Source organism: Parahaliea aestuarii, assembly GCF_008064635.1.
GTDB lineage: Bacteria > Pseudomonadota > Gammaproteobacteria > Pseudomonadales > Halieaceae > Parahaliea > Parahaliea aestuarii.
Genome location: NZ_VRYZ01000003.1, coordinates 460,292 through 479,178, shown reverse-complemented (window position 1 = coordinate 479,178; position 18,887 = coordinate 460,292). Strand labels below are relative to the sequence as shown.

Sequence of the window (18,887 nt, the reverse complement as noted above, 5' to 3'; positions counted from 1 at the left end):
GAGCCTCAGGCCGCACCCAGGGACTGCAACCAACGCCCGATCGCCTGCCGCGCTGCCGGCTCGTCGAGGGTTGGCGCGTGACCGCGTCGGGGAATTTCCTGCAGCTGGCAGTCGTGACCGCGCTCGCACATGGCGGCCGCGGTGGTCGGCGCGAGAATATCGGATTCGGCGCCACGCACTACCAGTACCGGCAGGTTCAAACTATCGAACAGCGGCCACAGGTCCGGGGGTACCGCATTCTCCTGCGCAGCGTCGATGGGCTGGGCAATCGCCGGATCGTAAGCCAGCACCGGCACGCCGTCGACGTTACGGTACAGGCCGCGAGTGAAATCCCGCCATTGCCCCGGGCTGAAATCGGGAAAGGCTGCGCCGTTGATCGCCTGGCTCTGGGCCAGGGCCTCTTCCCAGTTGCGCACTGGGCGGCTCTTGCCGACATAGGACTGGATACGCGCCAGACCGGCGGGGTCCACCTCCGGGCCGATGTCGTTGAGTAGCAGCCCGGCGATGCGTTGCGGCTGCATGGCCCCCATCATCATGCCCATCAGTCCACCCATGGAGGTGCCGATAACGATCACGCGCGGCAGTTGCAGGTGATCCAGCAGGGCGAACATATCGCGCACATAGGTAACGGGCTGGTAGTTGGCCGGGTTGCTGTCGTAGTCAGAGCGACCACGACCGCGCTGATCGGCGCAGATTATGCGATAACGCGGCGACAGGTCGGATGCCAGGCGGGTGAAATCAGAACTGTTGCGGGTCAGTCCGTGCAGGCAAAGGAGTACCGGGGCATCGGGGCCAGCAGTGTTATAGTCATAGGCGTAGAGTTTCAGGCCATCGTCACTGCGGTAGTACACATCAACGGCTTCAGGCATAACTCAGTTATCCACAGGGTCAAGCATAGCTTAACTCAGCAAAGGTGCGCCGCAGTTCCCGCTTCAGGATCTTGCCATTGGGATTGCGCGGCAATTCGCCCACCAGTATGACATCGCTCAGTCGCTGCTGCCTGCCCAGACGGTGATTGGCCCATTCACGCACCCCGGCCACGTCTACGCTGGCCCCGGCAACAGCCACTACCAGCGCCACCGGTGTTTCACCCCAGCGCTCACTGGCCACGCCAATTACCGCGACATCGTCGATATCGGGATGCTCAACCAGCACCGCCTCGATGTCCTGCGGATAGACATTCTGGCCGCCGCTCAGAATCATGTCCTTCTTGCGATCGACGATGTAGAGGAAGCCCTCCTCGTCCAGGGTGCCGATGTCGCCGGAGCGCAACCACTGCACACCGTCTTCGTCGATATACTCAGCATCGCTGCTGGCCTGCTCCCTGCCCAGATAGCCGGGCATGGTGATGCGGCCGCGGGACACCACCTCGCCGGACTCCCCAGGCCCCAGCTTGCGGCCGTCGTCATCGACAATGCAGATGTCGGTGCCCAGCAGCGGCTTGCCCACCGACGACCAGCGCCCCTCGGCATCCTCCGGGTCGAGGGTGGTGATAATGCCCTCAGTCAAGCCGTAGAGCTCGATGATGCCGCAGGGAAAGGCTTCAAAGATGCGTCGCTTCAGGCTTTCGTGCAGCGGGGAACCGCAGCTCATCATGGCCTGCATCGAGCGCACATCGCAGTCGCGTTGCGCCATGGCCTCCACCACGCGCTGGAACTGGATCGGCACCATCGCGGTATGCGTAATGCGCTCCGCCGCCACCGTATCGAGAAAGGCGTCGGTATCAAAACGCCGGTGGATAAACAGGGTGCCGCCACCGAGCACTGTACACAGCATCGCCACCCAGGAAATATTGGAGTACAGACCGATGGTGAGCAGCGTACGGGCAGCGCTGTGATAGCGCAGCGCAATGGCCAGGTCGTAGGCCCAGTCCCGGCGCCCGGCATGGGTGTGCACAATGCCTTTTGGCATACCGGTTGTACCGGAACTGTAGATCACGTTGAGAAAGTCAGTACCCGCCAGCTCAACCGCCGGCAGCGCGTCTGGCTGGTCGGCGCTGAAACGGGCGAAATTTACCCAGCCGTCACCCTCGGGCCCGCTGCTGACAAACAGCGACAGCGAGGCGGGCAGCCTGCTGCGCAGTGCCTGCAGGCGCTGCTGTTGATCGGCGGTGACCACCACTGCCCTGACGGCGGCGTCCGTCAGCATCGCCACGATGGCATCGTCCGTCACCGACAGGTTGATTGGCACAGACACCGCACCAGCCGCCATGCAGCCAAACAGGGTGATTGCCATTTCCACACCGTTTGACATCACCACCGCTACCCGGTCGCCCCTGGCAATACCCGCCCCATGCAGGGCATGGGCAAAGCGGTGATTGGCGGCGCTGAATTCACGCCAGTTGAGGCGCTGCCCCTCGCAGACCAGGGCTTCCCGCGCGCCACGCCAGCGGCCGTGCAGGGCGAGAATTTCCGGCAGGAGGGGGGCGCGTGACTCAAAACCACTGAACATAGTTCACTCTCTGACGTCGCCGGCGACGCACTGCCGCTGGCACTATATTTTTCCGATTGTCTTCAATAATACGGGGCGCCGGGGCGCCCCGAAGGCAGGTACTAGAAGGCGTAGTTGACCGTAAAGGCAACGGTGCGCGGATCGCCATAGAAGCCGGTTACCGTATCGTCGCCACCCAGCCCCGGCGCGATCACATTGCCCTGATCGTCAAAGGTCGCCGCGAAGTTGTAGCCGGCGATACGGTACTCCTCGTCAGTGAGGTTCTTGCCGTGCAGGCCGATAGTCCAGCGCTCGTTCGGCGAGCGCACCACGATGCTCGCGTTGTAGAGGGTGTAGCCGTCCTCATCCAGCGCTGAGGGCACTTCGAAGATGTGCACGTCGTCCCGGTAGGCCAGATTGGCCAGGAACGAGGTATTCCAGTTACCGATTTCGATGCTGTATTCCATGCCCAGGTTATAGACGTACTCCGGTGTATTGGAGATCACCCACTCATCCGCCACATCCACTTCCATCTGCGCGTTGGGGTCGTACCACACCAGCTCCGTAAACTCGGCATCGATGTAGCCAAAGGTGGCATTCAGGGTCAGGCGGTCGGTAATGGCGGCAACCGCTTCCAGCTCCAGGCCCTTCATTTCCGATGCGCCGGCATTCAATACCTGGGAGGCGAAGTCGTTCTGCCCCACCGCGCGCTGCACGGTGACCTGCATGTCTTCGTAGTCGTTGAAGAAGGCTGCCACATTGAGGCGCAAGCGCTGATCCCACAGGGTCGATTTGAAGCCGATCTCGTAGGCGTTGACGGTTTCCGGATCAAAGGGCTCGTCACCATCCGGGTTGGCGGCGATGTTGGCCCGCATGTCGTAACCGCCGGACTTGAAGCCTGAGGTGTAGGAGGCGTAGGCCATCACGTCGTCGCTGAACTGGTAGTTCACGCCAACGTGGGGGGTGAACTCGCCCCAGCTGTCACTGTCTTCAAAGTCAGACTGCACTGCGATAATGGTGCCGTCGTCCTCCGGGAATTTGGCGCCGGGATAGACATAGCGGTAGACACTGGCGTCCTTTTCGTCCCGCGTATAGCGCCCACCCAGGCTCACGCTAAGTTTTTCGCTGATGTCATAGGCGCCCTGGAAATAGGCCGAATAACTCACGGTGTCCACGCAGCCGCCGTTCTCCAGCGTAATGCCGGAAAGCCCGAGGATCACGTCAAAGGCGCCGCAGGCATCGCCCGAGTAGTAGTAGAGTCCACCCACTGCGCTCAGTCGGTCGCCGGTGTAGTTAAGCTGGAATTCCTGTGTGGTCTGGTTGTCCTCGTAATCAGCCGGCACATCGAAGCTGTTGACCGCAGTGGCGTCAAAGTCGATAGAGGTATAGGTGTAGCCCTCGCGGTAGGCACTGATGGACTTGAACTGGTATTGATCGTTGATATCCCAGACTGCCGTCAACGACGCGCCGTCGGTTTCAACCAGGTTCTTGTTGGGCAAGCTGGTATCGCTGTCGTAGACATCGTCATAGGGCTGCTGGCCGGTGACCAGGCTGGGGGTGAGGCGGTATCCGCCGCGGGGATTGGACTCGTCGCGCGTCTTGTCGCCGGCGAGGATAAAGCGCAGCGAGTCGCTCGCCCGCCACTCCATTTTCAGGTGACCGGTAGCGATGTCCTTGTTGTAGTTGTCTGCACCGGTATTGCGAAACTCGCCGTAACCATCGCGCTTGAGGACAGCGGCGCCACCGCTGATAAACAGGGTGTCCTCGATAATCGGTACCGAGCCCATTACCTTCAGGTCGCGGCGCCGGTAATCACCCAGGGTACCCTCCACTTCGAAGGTCGGTTCGTTGCTCACCCGCCGGGTGGTGTACTTCAACGCCCCGCCGATGGTGTTCTTGCCATACAGCGTGCCCTGCGGGCCGCGTAACACCTCGATCGACTCGACATCCAGTACGTCCAGTACTGCTCCCTGGGGCCGGGCGATGTAGACCTCGTCTACGTAAATGCCGACGCCGGGCTCAAAGCCCCACAGCGGGTCCTGCTGGCCGATGCCACGGATGTAGGCAGTGAGCGTGGTGTTGGTGCCACGGCTGACCTGCAGGGTGGTATTGGGCAGGCTGTACTGCAGGTCAGTGATGTCATCCACTCCCTGGATGGCGAGGTCCGCCGCCGAGAAGGCGCTCACCGCGATCGGTACATCCTGGAGATTTTCGCTGCGCTTGCGCGCGGTGACGACCACTTCTTCCAGTGCCGTTACACCCGCCTCCTGGGCGAGAACCGGGCTGGCTGGCAGCAGGGAGGCAAGGGATACAGCGAGGGCGAGGGGCGCCCGCTTGAGCATGCTATTCATAGTGACACCTGTCGTTAGCGTTATCGTATCAAGTGTTGTCCGCCTTGCGAGCGGCTTCAACGTTTGTTGAATTTGTGTCTGGCAAGATATTCAACAGGTGTTGAACTGTCAAGCCGTCAGAATGGGAATCGAAGCCGCCGCTCAGGCGCTCGGGGACGTCGCCGCATCCGGCACATCATGCCCGGCGGAAAACCAGCGGCTCCAGCCCAGGCCCGCCAGCGCGACCAGCAGCGAAGCCGCTATCGCCCAGGTAGCCGATACCGCCGGGTTGGCCACCAGGCCTCCGAGATTCAGGCCCAGGTGCGTCACCAGCGCCACTCCCGCGGCGCCGCCCACTACCCACAATGGCAGCGCACGCCGCAGCAACACACCGAACAGAATGGGTACGGTGGAGGCGGCTGCCAGGCCGTACACGCCTTTTTGCGCAAACAGGCCGATCAACGGCGGCGGGTTCCAGGCCAGCAGCACGCCGATAATGCCCACACCCACCAGCACCCAGCGCGACAGGGCAAGGCCGTTGATGCGATTGCCAAACAGTGGTTCCACAATGTCGTTGACCACCATGGCGGACAGCGACACCAGGATGCCGTCCAGGGTGCTCATACCGGCCGCCAGCAGGGTGAGAAAAATGAGCACCAGCAGGTACTGGCCGAGCGCATCGCCGGCAAATTCGTGGATCAGGTACTCCCGCACCACCGTATCCTGCGTCCCGATATCGAGCCCGGCAAGGCGCGCATAGAAGCCGAGCATCAGCATCAGGGTGAACAGCGTACCCACCACCACGGTAGTGCCGATGAACCGGCCGATATCCCGCTCACTGCGCAGGTACAGCACCTTGGTGAGAATGTGGGGCTGCAACATCAGTGCGAAAGTCACCACAAAGCCCGACAGAAACACCGAGAAAAAGCTGAAGTACAAGTCGCTGGACGGGTTAAAAGGCGCCGCGTAGTCCGCGCCTATGGCGCGCAGGGCCGCCAGCGGATCGTCGCCGAGGTACTTGAAGCCCTGCACAAACAACAGCGCGGTGATGGCCATCATCATCACCCCCTGCAGGGTGTTGGTATAGGCGTGGGCGTAGGTGCCCCCCATCAGCACGTAGGAAAAAACGAACAGCAGCACCAGTACCAGTGCGGTTTTCTGTTCAACCGGAAACAGGCCAGTCACCAGCAGGCTGCAGCCCACCAGAATCAGCACCACAAAGGTGATCGACAGCAGGTTGATGACGGCAAAGAACAGGCTCAGGCCCCGGTGCCGGTAGCGGCAGTAAATCCACTGGGGAATGGTCAGGGCATTGTGACTCTCCCCCAGCCGCAAGAATCCGCGTGTCAGTACCAGGAAAGCCGTGAGAATTCCCAGCGAACCCGCCACCCCGTAATGCAGGTAGGCGGACAGCCCGTGCACGTAAACGAAGCCGGGATTGATCACGAAAGTGGCGGTGGAGGCGATCGACGCGGCCAGCGTGATGCCGATCACATAGGGGCTCATGTCCTTGTTGCCGATGGAAAAGCCACGCACATCCCGGGTGCGGCGCATGCCGATCCACGACAGGTAGAACACCAGCGCAACATAGGCTGTGGTGACCAGGTACTTGAAGAGTTCGGGAGTCATGCCTTACCTCTGCCGCAGGATTATTGTTGTCAGCGGAAGCGGGATTCTGACTCAGGGGCAGAACAATTTCAACAACCGTTGAAATTGTTTTTATGCTATTGTCCTTTCCCCTCGACGACCGCCACAGATACCGAACGCACAGGGAGAGCGCTGAACAGATGAGCAGGACCGGCAACCCGAGCAAGCGCGAGAAAATCCTCGATGTTGCCGAGGAGCTGTTTGCCCTGCACGGCTTCGACGGTGTCACGCTGCGCCAGATCGCCAGCGGCGCCAAGGTCGACGTGGCCCTGGCCAGCTACCACTTTGGCAAGAAGCTGGATTTGTTCCAGGCAGTGTTTGACCGCCGCGCGGCGCCGCTCAACAACGCGCGCAGGGAAGCGTTGCACCAGTGCCAGGCCAAAGCCGGCAAGCGCGGCCCATCGGTAGAGCAAATTATCGAAGCCTTCCTGCGTCCGCTGGAACTGGCCCAGGAGACCGGCGACCCCGGCTGGCGCAACTATCTGGCCCTGATTGCCTACATCAACAACTCCCCCTACTGGGGGCCGCGGATGATGAGCAAGCTGTTTGACGGGCTGGTCCAGGAGTTTATCGAGGCCCTGCGCACGGCCCTGCCCGGCGCAGAGGACGAAGACCTCTACTGGTGTTACAACAACCTCTCCGGCGCACTGACTCTGACCCTGGCCCAGACTGGCCGCATCGACAAACTCTCAGGTGGACGCTGCACCTCGGACGATTTCGAGGCGGCCTACGACCACATGATTCCCTTTGTCGCCGCAGGCTTTCGCAAGGTCTGCAAGAAGGCCGCGCGCTAGCACCCTCCCGGAAACACCTACTCCTGCCCGGCGTCGATAAAGGCCGCCAGATCCCCGCGGAATTTCTCCATCGACGGCGGGTGGATATACATCATGTGCCCGGCCTCGTAGTGCTCCACCGTGATGTGATCGCGCAGCCGCGCCGGAATCGGCAGGTGATTAAGGAAGTGATCGGTGGCGCCGTAGGGCGTGGCCAGGTCGTAGTAGCCCTGCTGCACCAGCAGGCGCATATTCGGGTTTTGCACCATGGTATAGGCCAGGTCTACCGCGGTGTTGGCGAAAGGCACCTTGTCGTACTGGGTCTGGCCGGGCTGGGCGTGGGTATTGTCCCAGCGCATGAACAGGCCGCCGGAGGTGATGTATTTGCGATCGCTTTTCACACCCAGCACTTCGCGGTAGTAGTCGTTGAAGGTGGCGACGAAAGCCGGCCCCACCGCGGGGAAGAAGGGGTCGTAGGTGAACTGCTCGCCGATGTGGTTGAGGCCATCGTTGACGAAGCGGGAATCGATACGCCCGGTGGTTTGCCGGCGGTCGCGCAACAGCTCCTTGGCGAAGCGCCCCTCGTCCACCCGCAGGTTGGCGCGATCCCAGTACTCGGCGCTGATGCCGGTAAAGCGCTCCATGCCCTGCAGTACCTGCTGGCGCTCCTGGGCACTGGCACTGGCGCCCTTGAACAACACCGGGGCGTAGACATTCGCGGCAAAGTCCTCGGCCTGGCGCAGGAAGGTTTGCAGGTCGTCGGGGCGATCGTCGACCGCCTCGTGATACCAGGCAGTCGCGGCGTAGGTGCTGAAGTAATTGACGTAGGGAAGGTCCATTGCCAGGCCCGCATTGCCGGCGGCGAAATCCATGTAGGGCGACACCAGGATCACACCGTTGAGGGCGATGGAGTGCGCCTGCAACAGCTGGTAGGCCACGCCGCCGCTGCGAATACCGCCGTAGCTCTCTCCCAGCAGGTACTTCGGCGACTGCCAGCGACCGTTGTCGGTGGTCCAGCGGGCGATAAAGTCGGAGACTGACTCGATGTCCTGATCCACGCCCCAGAAGTCCTCGCCTTTCGCCTCGCCCACCGCAACGGAAAAGCCGGTACCCACCGGGTCGATCATCACCACATCGGCGCGGTCGAGAATGCTGTATTCATTGTTTACCCGGCGAAAGGGGCCTTTGGTGGCGAAGTCGCCATCTTTCACGACAGTGCGCTGGGGACCGAGTATGCCCATGTGCAGCCACATGGAGGCGGAGCCCGGACCGCCGTTGTAGGCGAACAGCACCGGCCGCGTGCGGCGGTCGGCGCCCTCTTTTTCATAGGCGGTGTAGCCAAACAGGGCAATGGGCTCGCCCTGGTCGTTCTTCATCAGCAGCTGGCCGGCCGTGGCCTTGAGGTCAATGGTCTTGCCGTCGATCTTCACGCGCTGCCGGGATTCGGCGTGCAGGGCCTCGGGAATTTCCGCAACGGCAGTCTTTACCGCGCTGGTTGCCGCTGCTTCATCGGCGCCGACAAGCGGACTGACAAGGCTGAGGGTGAGCAGGGGAAGGAGAAAAAGGGAGTGCAATCGGGGCATGGGTCTTCCGGTTTATTTCGCAGGTGAGAGTCGATAAGCTGGCCGCATTTAAGCATAAACGGCCCCGGAGCGTCCCCCCATGAGCGAGCTGACGGACCTGTTCGCCGATTTCTGGCCGGCCTTGCTGGTGCTGGGCTTTACCGGCCTGGTCATTATCACTGGCAGCCGCATCATCAGCCGCGGCGGCAGCAGTACCGAAGTCCTGCGCCAGTTGATGATATGGGCCATCGTATCGCTGGCAGTGGTGGTGCTGGTCATCGTGCTGCCGATTTCCGACCAGACCCAGGGTCAGATACTCAGCCTGCTCGGCGTGGTCCTGACCGCCGTCATTGCGCTGTCCTCCACCACCTTTGTGTCCAACGCCATGGCCGGAGTCATGTTACACATCACGCGGCCCTTCCGGCCGGGCGACTATGTGCGGGTGGACGGGGAGTTCGGCCGGGTGGCGCGCCACTCCCTGATCAACACCCAGATCCAGACCGAGTGGCGCGACCTCACTACCCTGCCCAATCTCTACCTGGTCAACAACCCGGTCACGGTGCTGCATCGGGACGGCACCATCATCACCGCCGAGGTGTCCATCGGCTACGATGTGCCCTACACCCAGGTGCAGGACCTGCTGTACAAGGCCGGCGAGGATGCCGGCCTCAGCGAGCCCTTTGTCCTGGTGCAGGAATTGCTCGACCACGCGGTGGTATACCGCGCCTGCGGCTTTCTGCCGGAGATGAAAAACCTGCTGAGCGCGCGCTCCAACCTGCGCAAGAAGATTCTCGAACAACTGCACGGCAACGGTGTGGAAATCGTCTCACCCAGCTTTATGAATCAGCGCCCGCTGGACCCCTCCGCCAAGGTAATCCCCCCGCAACCGGTGATGCACAACCTGCACAGCGCCAACAACAGCGAGCCGGCCCCGGAAGACAAAATATTCGATCAGGCCGAGGCCGCTGCCAGTGTGGAAGAGTTGCGCCAGCGCCAGGAACTGGCGCAGCAGGCCGTCAAACATGAAAAGTCACAGCTGAAAACAGCGACAGACAGCGAACGGGAGCTGTTGCAGCGCCGTATAGAACGCCTGGAAGCCGAAGAAGCGCACCTGGCGCAACTGCTGGAGCAAAGCCGGGGCGACTAGCTGTCCACCCTGGCGGGGGCTGCTATCCAGCCGACCGCTAAATATCCACCTCATTGCGGAACTCCCGTTCCACCTGCTGTTGCAGCTCGTAGCGGGCGCTACCGGTGTTCTTGCGCTGCGCATCCCCCAGCCGTTTCTGGTAGCGCTGGCGGCGATAGCGGGCCACCAGGGCGGGAAAGCGCTGGGGCTCCTCCTCCCCGGCAATCAGGGCCTCGATGAAGGCAATGTCGATGCCCACCCGGTAGGCGATGCGGCTGGGGCGGATTTTATTGGCGTGAAACTCCGCCACGATGTGCACCTGCTTGTCGCGGTCGTAGTGACACTCGCGCGAGTAGCCAAAGGGTGGCGATGGCGTGCGCGAATCCTTGGGGTCATGAGCATTGTTCATGCTGCGGTTTTTAGCAGCCTACAGCGCATCTGCCAAGTGACGATTTCATGTAGGCCGTAATGCTTTAGCTCAGCGTGGCGCGCAGGTAGCGGCGCCGGCCATACCACAGGCCCCACAGAGCCAGCACGCCGATGGCGATCAGCGCGCGGCGCCGGTCCCGCTCGCGGCGATACTGCGACTGGGGTGAGAGCACTCCGCTCAACTCGCCACCCGCCGCATCGAGACGCTGCTGCAGGCGCAAGCGGGCGGCCTCCGCCGCGTCCGACAGCGGGGCATCCAGCGCCTGCTCCTCAAGGGGATCGTCGGCAATGTTGTAGAAGCGGCCGTCCTCGTAGAGCTTCCAGCGGGTATCGAAGGCGTAGCGTGCGGGCACATTGTCGCTCCAGCGCGGGTCGTAGTGCATGAACAGACTGTCGCGCCAGTCACTCACCGTTTCTCCCGCCAGCAGCGGCCACAGGCTGCGCCCGTCCACTTCCGCTGGCAGGGCCTGCTGCGGCGCTCCCAGTTCCAGCAGAGTGGGCAGTACATCCACCAGCGACACCAGTTCCGCGCGGTGGTTCGGCGGCAGACGGCCGGGCCACCAGGCGATGAAGGGCACATGGGTACCCGAATCCAGGGAGGTCGCCTTGCCGCCGGGCACCTCTTGCCCGCGCCAGCGCGAGGTGATCTTGTGATCGGTGCCATTGTCGCCGATGAAAAGCAGAAGAGTGTTGTCGGCAACGCCCGCCTCTTCCAGGGTCGCCCGGATATCCCCGACGACCGTATCCATATAAACCATCATATCGGCGAAGCGCTGCTGGCGATCGGCCCCATGGGTGCCCGGCGGCGCGGAGAAAGGACGATGCGGCAGCACCATCGGGTAGTAGGCCAGGAAGGGGCGGCCGCTACCCGCGCTGTTGCGAATAAAGCGCTGGATCGACGCCGCGAAACGGGCCGGACCGTAGTCGCCTTCGCGCCCCGGTTCAGGCCCGGCGGGCGTCTGGATGGTTGGGCGGTCATAGCGATCCGTCTCGTCTTCGCTGGCGCGCACCTGCCACAGGGCGTAATCGGCGAATCCGGCAGCACTCGGCGTTGCCCCGTCCAGGTCCTGGTACTTGTTGCTGACCAGTTGCCACTTGCCCGCCGCAAATGTCGCATAACCCGCCTCTGCCAGGCGCTGGGCAAAAGTCGGCTCCGCAGGATCGAGATAGCCGAAGTCGCTGTAATTGCGCCAGCTCTCCTTGCCAGTCAGCAACATCACCCGCGTGGGGGTGCACAGGGGGGTGGCGTGGGCATTGTCAAAGCGCACCCCTTCGGCTGCGAGGCGGTCAATATGGGGGGTGCGATAGGACTCACCGCCGTAGGCGCCGACCGTTTCCACTCCCAGGTCGTCGGCCAGGATCACTACAAAATTGGGGCGTTCCTGCGTCGTCGCCCCCAGGGACGGGGCCGCTAGCAGGGCGAGAAACAGGAGGAAAAAGCGGTACATTCTGGCTCCGATGATCAGGAATTTGGCCGGATATAACCAGCTCTGACAGTTATGTCGGCAGCAGGCGGGGACTATACTGGAATGCTGAAATAAAAGCTCACCGGGCAAAGGGCAGGAGAATTTCCATGAATGCACCGCAAACCGTTCAGGAACACAGTGATATCGAGGCAGCCATGCAGGCCGTGCTGGACACCCAGCGCGCCAGCTATCTCGCCGAGGGTAAAGTCAGCGCAGAGACCCGTATCGACCGCCTTGACCGCGGCATTGACGTGCTGCTCAAGTACCAGGACAAAGTCGTCGACGCTCTCAACAGCGACTTCAGCTGCCGCGCCCGGGAAGTCACCCTGCTCACTGACGTGGCTCCTTCCATCACCCCGATGAAGCATGCCAGGAAGCACCTGCGCAAGTGGATGAAGGGCGAACGGCGCCCCACCATGTTTCCCCTCAATCTGCTGGGCGGGCGCTCGCGCATCGAATACCAGCCGCTGGGTGTCGTCGGCGTCATTTCGCCCTGGAACTTCCCGGTCAACCTGACGTTCAGCCCGCTGGCAGGGATTCTCGCCGCCGGTAACCGCGCCATGATCAAGCCATCCGAGTTCACCCCGGCCACCTCGGAAATCATGGCCGAAATGGTGGCCGAAGCCTGGGATGAGACCGAAGTCGCCATCTTCACCGGTGGCCCCGAAGTGGGCGCGGCCTTTTCCGGCCTCGCCTTCGACCACCTGCTGTTCACCGGTGCCACCTCCGTCGCCCGTCACATCATGGCGGCCGCGTCCCGCAACCTGGTGCCGGTGACCCTGGAACTGGGCGGCAAGTCCCCGGTTTTCATCTCCCGCAGCGCAGACCTGGAACAGGCCCTGACCCGTATCATGCTCGGCAAAACACTCAACGCGGGCCAGATCTGCCTGGCGCCGGACTACCTGATGGTGCCGGAGGAGAAGCTGCACGAGGTGATCGAAGCGGCCCAGAAGGCGGTGGCCACCATGTACCCCAAACTGCTGGACAACCCCCAGTACACCTCAGTGGTCAACGAGCGCCACTTCGAGCGCCTGCAGGGCTACCTGAAGGAAGCCGAAGAACGCGGCGTCAAGGTCATGCCCCTGAACCCGGGCAACGAGGATTTCAGCCAGCAGCAGGGCACGCGCAAAATCCCGCCGACCCTGGTGCCGGAGCCGGCGGACGACCTGAAGGTCATGCAGGAGGAAATTTTCGGCCCGCTCCTGCCCATTCGCACCTACCGCGACTTTGAGGAGACCATCGCCTTCGTCAACGCCAACCCGCGCCCGTTGGCGGCCTACTACTTCGGCCAGGACGCGGCGGAGGAAGAGGCCGTCCTCACCCGCACCACCTCCGGCGGCGCCTGTGTCAACGACGTGATCATGCACATCATGCAGGAGGAACTGCCCTTCGGCGGCGTTGGCCCCAGCGGCATGGGTGCCTATCACGGCCACGAAGGCTTCAAGACCTTCAGCCACGCCAAGTCGATCTACCGGCAGGCCAATGCCAATGTCGCCAAGCTGGGCGGGATGCTGCCCCCCTATAACAAGGCGACGGAGAAGACGATCAAGATGCAGGTGAAGAAGTAGCGGCGCTTTGGCACTGTCGTTCGGAGAGCGGGGTTCGCTGTGGTGGCGAACCCCGTTTTTCTTTGACCTATAACGATTCTATGAGATCAGGTGGCGCCACGGCCACCGGAGGGGCCTCGCCAGACACGCTGTAAATACGTCCCTGTACGCTTCTATTCGGCATCCATGCCTCATAGAGTCTGGCGAGGCCCCTCCAGCGTCCGCTGCTTCAATCTGACCTGCAGTTGAATTTGTCAATTTGGTGGCAGCGCTAGTGTTTTCAAACGGTTTCAAGCCTCTACCACGACATCCACAGGATTCGGATAACTTGAATCTGGCACTGAGCCGCCGCTGTGGGGTAAGCCCCGAAGAGACCGTCAACGGCATGGATGCCGTTGAAGAGACTACATGGATGTATTCACGGCGTGTCTCTGAGGGGCTTACCCCGCGGCGGCGGCGCACCCAACGAAACTACCCGATTCACCAGAGCCCTGCATAAATCACCAAGCATAAAGAGTGTCTACCGAATCCGCCCACCAACCGAAATACTGGTGCCAATACCCCCGCCCCAGCCACCGTGCCCCCACGACGAATACCCCGTGGAAATCCCGATACTCCCGTACACATGCGGATCCGAGCAAGCGGACAGCCCCAGCACCAGCACCGACAGCGCCGCCAGGCGGCATACCTTCAACAACACCTTCATTCCTCGTCCCCCTGCATGCCCAACACCGCTGAATTATCCCAGGTCTGCAGCGCTATCCCCGCGCCAGAGGGCCCCGCAATCAGCGCGACCCGGCCACCGGCCGGACGGTCTGTGGCGGGCACAAGGATGCGGCCACCGAGGCCTTCAACCCGGGACAGGATGCTTTCGAGCTCGGCGGCATCGGCCACTCGCACATAGCTGACCCAGGTTGGCTTGAGGCCCTCGACAGGCAGCCCCCGCAGCCCGGCGCGGGGCTGGCCAGCGCTGTTGAAAACAGTGTAGGAGAGGGGCTGTTGATCGCTGCCGAGCTCGCGCTGCTCCAGCCCGTAGCCCAGGGCTTTGCGGTAGAAGTTGCCTGCAGCCTCAGGCTCCCCGGCCCAGAGTTCATCCCAGAGAAAGTCGCCGCTGGCGGGGCGGTCACCGCCGTCGGCGGGGTCGCCGTGACGGGTTTCCAGCAGGGCGAATGCGGCCCCTTCAGGGTCGGTGACTACGGCGAGATCACCGCGTTCGCCGAGGGAGGTCGGCGGGGTCAGCACCTTGCCGCCGGCGCTGTCCAGCGCATTGACCGCGGCCTCCAGGTCGGCGACGGAAATCACCACCACCCACTGGGAAACGTCTTCCCGGATGGGCAACTCGTTCTGGTCGACCATGCCGCCGATCAGGCGCCCCTGGTGGCGGATCAGGGTGTAGTTGGCGCTCTCCAGTGGCAGGGCCTCGAATTCCCAGCCGAACAGCCCGCTGTAGAAGGCCTCGGTGCGGGCCGGGGTATCGCTGAGCAGGTCGTGCCAGACCACCTTGCCCGCCAGGCGGCCGCCGCTGTAGTCACTCGACACGCCCGGCAAACTGAATCCCGTTGCGGTGCAGCCCGCCAGCAGCGCTGCACCAGCCAGCCCCGCGGCTACCAGCCGGTAAAGACCCGTCAATGTCATCATGCCTATCGCCCCTTCCTGTTCACGCTGTTCACGGCCCGGCGCAGGCGCCTGCACGGCAGCCTGTGCCCTCAGGATAGTGCATTCTCGCCTCGCTGCCGATTGGTGCCATACTGCTGGGCAACCACCGTCAACGCGAGGACACTATGGTGAACAAACTCCGGACTTCCCTCCTGCTGGCCTGCGCACTGGCACTCGGTGCCTGCAGCGACGAGCCGGGCAGCAAGGGCTGGTGTGAAAGCAAAAAGGAGCAGCCCAAATCCGGGTGGACGGCTGACGATGCGGTGACCTTTGCCAGCCACTGCGTGTTCGAGGCCACCACGGTCGGCTCCGAGGCCTGGTGCGAATCCCTGGCGGAGAAGCCCAAGGGCGACTGGAGCAGTAACGAGGCGACCGACTACGCCAAGCACTGCGTGTTTTAAGCCGCCCGGCCCGCGCTGGGTTTCAAAGGCCAGCTGGCCTACACTGGAAACTGATTGCAATGGTGCCCGCTGGCGCCCGCAAACCACAGGGAGCCACCATGTCCGGACTTTTTCACCGCCTTACCCTCACCTGCCTCACGCTCGCCTGCCTGAGCCTGCCCGGCCTGGCAATGGCCGGTGAGACGCTGCAGCGGGTGATCGATTTCAAATCCCTGAAGGTCGGCATGACCGCCGATCAGCCGCCGCTCAATATGCTGAGCCGCGACAAAACCCTGATGGGTTTCGATGTCGACCTGGCGAAGGCTCTGGCCAACGCCATGCGGGTAAAACTGGAAATCAAGGTCATGCCCTTTGGCGAATTGATGTCCTCCCTGGAGGACGGCAGCATCGACCTGGTGATTTCCGGCATGGCCATCACCCCCGAGCGCAGTGAACAGGCGGCCTTTGTCGGTCCCTACATGATGTCGGGCAAGTCACTGCTGACCCGGGACTCGGTGCTGGCCAAGGTTTCCGGCTCGGATGAATTCAACCGCGGCGACCTCACCCTGACTGCCCTGAAGAATTCCACCAGCGCCAGCTTTGTACGCGAGGGTGCGCCGGAGGCCACACTGATCGAGGTGGATCACTACGACCAGGCCGTGAAAATGATCCTCGATGGCAAGGCCGACGGGATGGTCGCCGATATGCCGGTGTGCCGGCTGACGGTGCTGCGCTTCCCGGACCTCGGGCTGGTCACCCTCGACAAGCCTCTCACCGTGGAACCCATCGGTATCGCCCTGGACAAGGACGACCGCGAGTTCTTCAACCTGGTCGACAACTACCTGGAGGCCTATACCCGTATCGGCCTGGTGGCACAGTTGCGCAAACAATGGCTGGAAGACAAGGAATGGCTGGCGGCCCTGCCCTGATCCGCGATGCGCGCACTGGCACTGATGCTCTGCCTGGCGGCGGCACCCATCGTGGCCGCTGACAGCGCCCCCCTGGTCATCGCCCACCGCGGCGCCAGCGGCTACCTGCCGGAGCACACGCTGGCGGCCAAGGCCCTGGCCCACGGCATGGGGGCCGACTACCTCGAGCAGGATGTGGTGCTGACCCGGGACGGGGTGCCCATTGTCCTGCACGACATCTACCTGGACGCCACCACCGACGTGGCCGTGCGCTTCCCCGGCCGCGCGCGGGAGGACGGGCGCTATTACGCCATCGACTTCGACCTCGCTGAAATCCGCCGGCTGGAGGCCGGGGAGCGCCGCCAGCCCGATGGCAGCGCCGTCTATCCCGGACGTTTTCCGGCCGGCCCCAGCGGCCTCGGGGTACCCACCCTCGCCGAGGAAATCACCTTCATCAGCGGCCTCAATCGCAGTCGCGGCCGACACAGCGGGCTGTACATTGAGCTCAAGGCGCCGCGCTTTCATCGCCGTGAGGGGCAGGACATCGCCCGGCGCGTGCTCGATGTGCTGCAGGCAAGCGGCTACGCCGAACGCCGAGACGCCGTGTTTCTGCAGTGCTTCGACGATGCCACCCTGCGCTATCTGCGCGAGGACCTGAAAACAACCCTGCCCCTGATCCAGCTGATCGCCGACAACAGCTGGGGCGAGGACAGCAAGGTGGACTACGACTACCTGCAAAGTGACGCCGGACTGGCCGATATTGCCCGCTATGCCGACGGCATCGGCCCGTGGCTGATGCAGATCTACCGGGGCAGGGATGAACAGGGCAACATTCAACTGAGCGACCTGGTGCAGCGAGCCCACGCCGCCGGCCTGGCGGTGCACCCCTACACTTTCCGGCGCGACCAGTTACCACCGGGTATCGCGAGCTTTCACGAACTACTGGACCTGTTTATCGGCCAGGTGGGTGTGGACGGCCTGTTTACCGACTTCCCCGATATCGCCCGCGACTACATCGACGCAAAGCCTTCGCCCTGAGGTCGCCAGCGCTGGCAGTTGACCGCCGAACAGGGCATTATTCTCCCCATGCACAAAAGCGTATCCCTGCGACACTTACGACACCACAAGCGAAGGGATTCCCCCGGAACTGCCGCCCCCCGACAATAGGATTGGAGTGTGATACCCAAGGTTAATCGCCGCACCAAAATCGTGGCGACCATCGGCCCCGGCAGCGAGTCGGAGGCCATGCTGGCAAAGCTGATCAGCGCCGGCGTCAACGTGTTCCGGCTGAACTTCAGTCACGGCTCCGCCGCCCACCACACCGAGGTGGCCCGCCGCATCCGCAAACAGGCCGCCTCCGCGGGGCGCTATGTCGGCATCCTGGCCGACCTGCAGGGGCCGAAGATTCGTATCAGCACCTTCCGCGACGGCGCGGTGGAACTCGCCAGCGGCGACACCTTCCGCCTCGATCTGGACATCGCCGAAGGTGAGGGCGACGCCCGCGGGGTCGGCCTAGACTACCGCGAACTCTGCGACAGCGTGACGCCCGGCGATACGCTGCTGCTGGACGACGGCCGACTGCGCATGCAGGTAGACTCTGTGGAAAGTCGCAGCGTCACCTGCACCGTCACCCAGGGCGGCAAACTCGGCTCGCGCAAGGGCATCAACCGTCTCGGCGGCGGCCTGGCAGCGCCCGCGCTGACCAGCAAGGACATCGCCGATATCGACAGCCTGGCCCTGGTGCAGCCGGACTTCGTGGCGGTGTCTTTCGTATCCAGCGCCGCGGATATCTACCAGACCCGCGACCTGCTGGCCCAGCACAATCTCAGCCCCGCCATCATCGCCAAAATCGAACGGGCCGAAGTGGTGGCCGACGAAGAGACACTCAACCAGATCCTCGAGGCCGGTTTCGGCATCATGGTCGCCCGCGGTGACCTCGGCGTAGAGGTCGGCGACGCGCAGTTGATCGGCATCCAGAAAGACCTGATCTCGCGCGCGCGCAAGGCCGACCGGGTAGTGATCACCGCCACCCAGATGATGGAGTCGATGATCAGCAACCCCCTACCCACCCGCGCCGAAGTGTTCGACGTGGCCAACGCCGTGCTCGACGGCACCGATGCGGTGATGCTGTCGGCGGAGACCGCGGTCGGCAACTACCCCGCGGAAGTCGTGCACGCGATGGCTGATGCCGCCCTCGGAGCAGAGCGCCACCCGGTGGCCCGCACCTCCCGCTACCGGCTCGACCGCCAGTTCTCAAGCGCCCAGGAAACCATCGCCATGTCGGCGATTTACGCCGCCAACCACTACCCCAATGTGCGCGGCATAGCCTGCCTGACAGAGTCGGGTACCACACCGCGATTGATGTCGCGGCTGAGCTCGGGCCTGCCGATCTTCGCCCTCAGCAGCCGCAGCGAAACCCTGCAGAAACTCTGTCTGTGCCGCGGTGTTGTTCCCCTCTATTTCGACGCCGAGGTCTATGGCCAGAGCGAGATCGAGGCGCGCACCATCGAATTCCTGCGCAGCGAAGGTTACCTGCAGAGCGGCGACTCCATCCTGCTGACCTTCGGTATGGTGATGGGTCACCCCGGCGCCACCAACATCATGAAAATCCTGCCGGTAGGATGAACAGCGCC

15 protein-coding genes are annotated in these 18,887 nt (G+C 63.0%); 7 read left to right on the top strand and 8 right to left on the bottom strand.

What is annotated here, in order from left to right; translation table 11 throughout:
- Positions 1–5 precede the first annotated feature (5 nt).
- From FVW59_RS09455 to FVW59_RS09440, 4 genes are all read right to left on the bottom strand, one after another.
- Entirely contained in the window at positions 6–869 is an 864-nt protein-coding gene (locus FVW59_RS09455; RefSeq protein ID WP_148063995.1) for an alpha/beta fold hydrolase, read from the bottom strand.
- 19 nt (positions 870–888) lie between these two features.
- A complete protein-coding gene (locus FVW59_RS09450) occupies positions 889–2,451 on the bottom strand; it encodes a class I adenylate-forming enzyme family protein (protein ID WP_148063994.1) in 1,563 nt (520 codons plus the stop codon).
- Between the two features lie 101 nt (positions 2,452–2,552).
- A complete protein-coding gene (locus tag FVW59_RS09445; RefSeq protein WP_148063993.1) occupies positions 2,553–4,781 on the bottom strand; it encodes a TonB-dependent receptor in 2,229 nt (742 codons plus the stop codon).
- Positions 4,782–4,922: 141 nt separating this feature from the next.
- Positions 4,923–6,389, bottom strand: a complete 1,467-nt coding sequence (locus tag FVW59_RS09440; protein WP_148063992.1) for a sodium:solute symporter family protein — start codon at positions 6,387–6,389, stop codon at positions 4,923–4,925.
- A 158-nt stretch (positions 6,390–6,547) separates the two neighbouring features.
- On the opposite strand from FVW59_RS09440, the gene FVW59_RS09435 reads away from it, so the two are divergent.
- A complete protein-coding gene (locus tag FVW59_RS09435) occupies positions 6,548–7,201 on the top strand; it encodes a TetR/AcrR family transcriptional regulator (RefSeq protein WP_148063991.1) in 654 nt (217 codons plus the stop codon).
- Between the two features lie 17 nt (positions 7,202–7,218).
- Here the strand turns inward: FVW59_RS09435 and FVW59_RS09430 are convergent, their stop codons facing one another.
- Positions 7,219–8,763, bottom strand: coding sequence for a S10 family peptidase (locus FVW59_RS09430; protein WP_148063990.1), 1,545 nt, complete (start codon positions 8,761–8,763; stop codon positions 7,219–7,221).
- Between the two features lie 79 nt (positions 8,764–8,842).
- On the opposite strand from FVW59_RS09430, the gene FVW59_RS09425 reads away from it, so the two are divergent.
- The gene (locus FVW59_RS09425; protein ID WP_148063989.1) at positions 8,843–9,889 is read left to right on the top strand and encodes a mechanosensitive ion channel family protein; all 1,047 of its coding nucleotides are present in this window, start codon (positions 8,843–8,845) and stop codon (positions 9,887–9,889) included.
- Between the two features lie 37 nt (positions 9,890–9,926).
- Here the strand turns inward: FVW59_RS09425 and FVW59_RS09420 are convergent, their stop codons facing one another.
- Positions 9,927–10,277 (bottom strand): hypothetical protein, encoded by a 351-nt coding sequence (locus FVW59_RS09420; protein ID WP_148063988.1) that lies wholly within the window; start codon positions 10,275–10,277, stop codon positions 9,927–9,929.
- A 64-nt stretch (positions 10,278–10,341) separates the two neighbouring features.
- The gene (locus FVW59_RS09415) at positions 10,342–11,745 is read right to left on the bottom strand and encodes a sulfatase family protein (protein WP_148063987.1); all 1,404 of its coding nucleotides are present in this window, start codon (positions 11,743–11,745) and stop codon (positions 10,342–10,344) included.
- A gap of 125 nt (positions 11,746–11,870) precedes the next feature.
- Here FVW59_RS09415 and FVW59_RS09410 point away from each other — a divergent pair, with 125 nt between their 5' ends.
- Complete coding sequence (locus FVW59_RS09410; RefSeq protein ID WP_148063986.1) at positions 11,871–13,331, top strand: coniferyl aldehyde dehydrogenase; 1,461 nt, start codon at positions 11,871–11,873, stop codon at positions 13,329–13,331.
- A gap of 681 nt (positions 13,332–14,012) precedes the next feature.
- Here the strand turns inward: FVW59_RS09410 and FVW59_RS09405 are convergent.
- Positions 14,013–14,948, bottom strand: a complete 936-nt coding sequence (locus FVW59_RS09405) for a VOC family protein (protein WP_148063985.1) — start codon at positions 14,946–14,948, stop codon at positions 14,013–14,015.
- Positions 14,949–15,091: 143 nt separating this feature from the next.
- Between FVW59_RS09405 and FVW59_RS19750 the strand changes: the two genes are divergently transcribed.
- The 4 genes from FVW59_RS19750 (at position 15,092) to pyk (ending at position 18,879) form a co-directional block, all read left to right on the top strand.
- The gene (locus tag FVW59_RS19750; protein WP_148063984.1) at positions 15,092–15,367 is read left to right on the top strand and encodes a DUF3012 domain-containing protein; all 276 of its coding nucleotides are present in this window, start codon (positions 15,092–15,094) and stop codon (positions 15,365–15,367) included.
- A 98-nt stretch (positions 15,368–15,465) separates the two neighbouring features.
- Positions 15,466–16,275, top strand: a complete 810-nt coding sequence (locus tag FVW59_RS09395; protein WP_148063983.1) for a transporter substrate-binding domain-containing protein — start codon at positions 15,466–15,468, stop codon at positions 16,273–16,275.
- 6 nt (positions 16,276–16,281) lie between these two features.
- On the top strand, positions 16,282–17,292 hold the full coding sequence (glpQ, locus tag FVW59_RS09390; RefSeq protein WP_148063982.1) for a glycerophosphodiester phosphodiesterase: 1,011 nt from the start codon (positions 16,282–16,284) through the stop codon (positions 17,290–17,292).
- Between the two features lie 138 nt (positions 17,293–17,430).
- Positions 17,431–18,879, top strand: a complete 1,449-nt coding sequence (pyk, locus tag FVW59_RS09385) for a pyruvate kinase (protein ID WP_148063981.1) — start codon at positions 17,431–17,433, stop codon at positions 18,877–18,879.
- Positions 18,880–18,887: the final 8 nt, after the last annotated feature.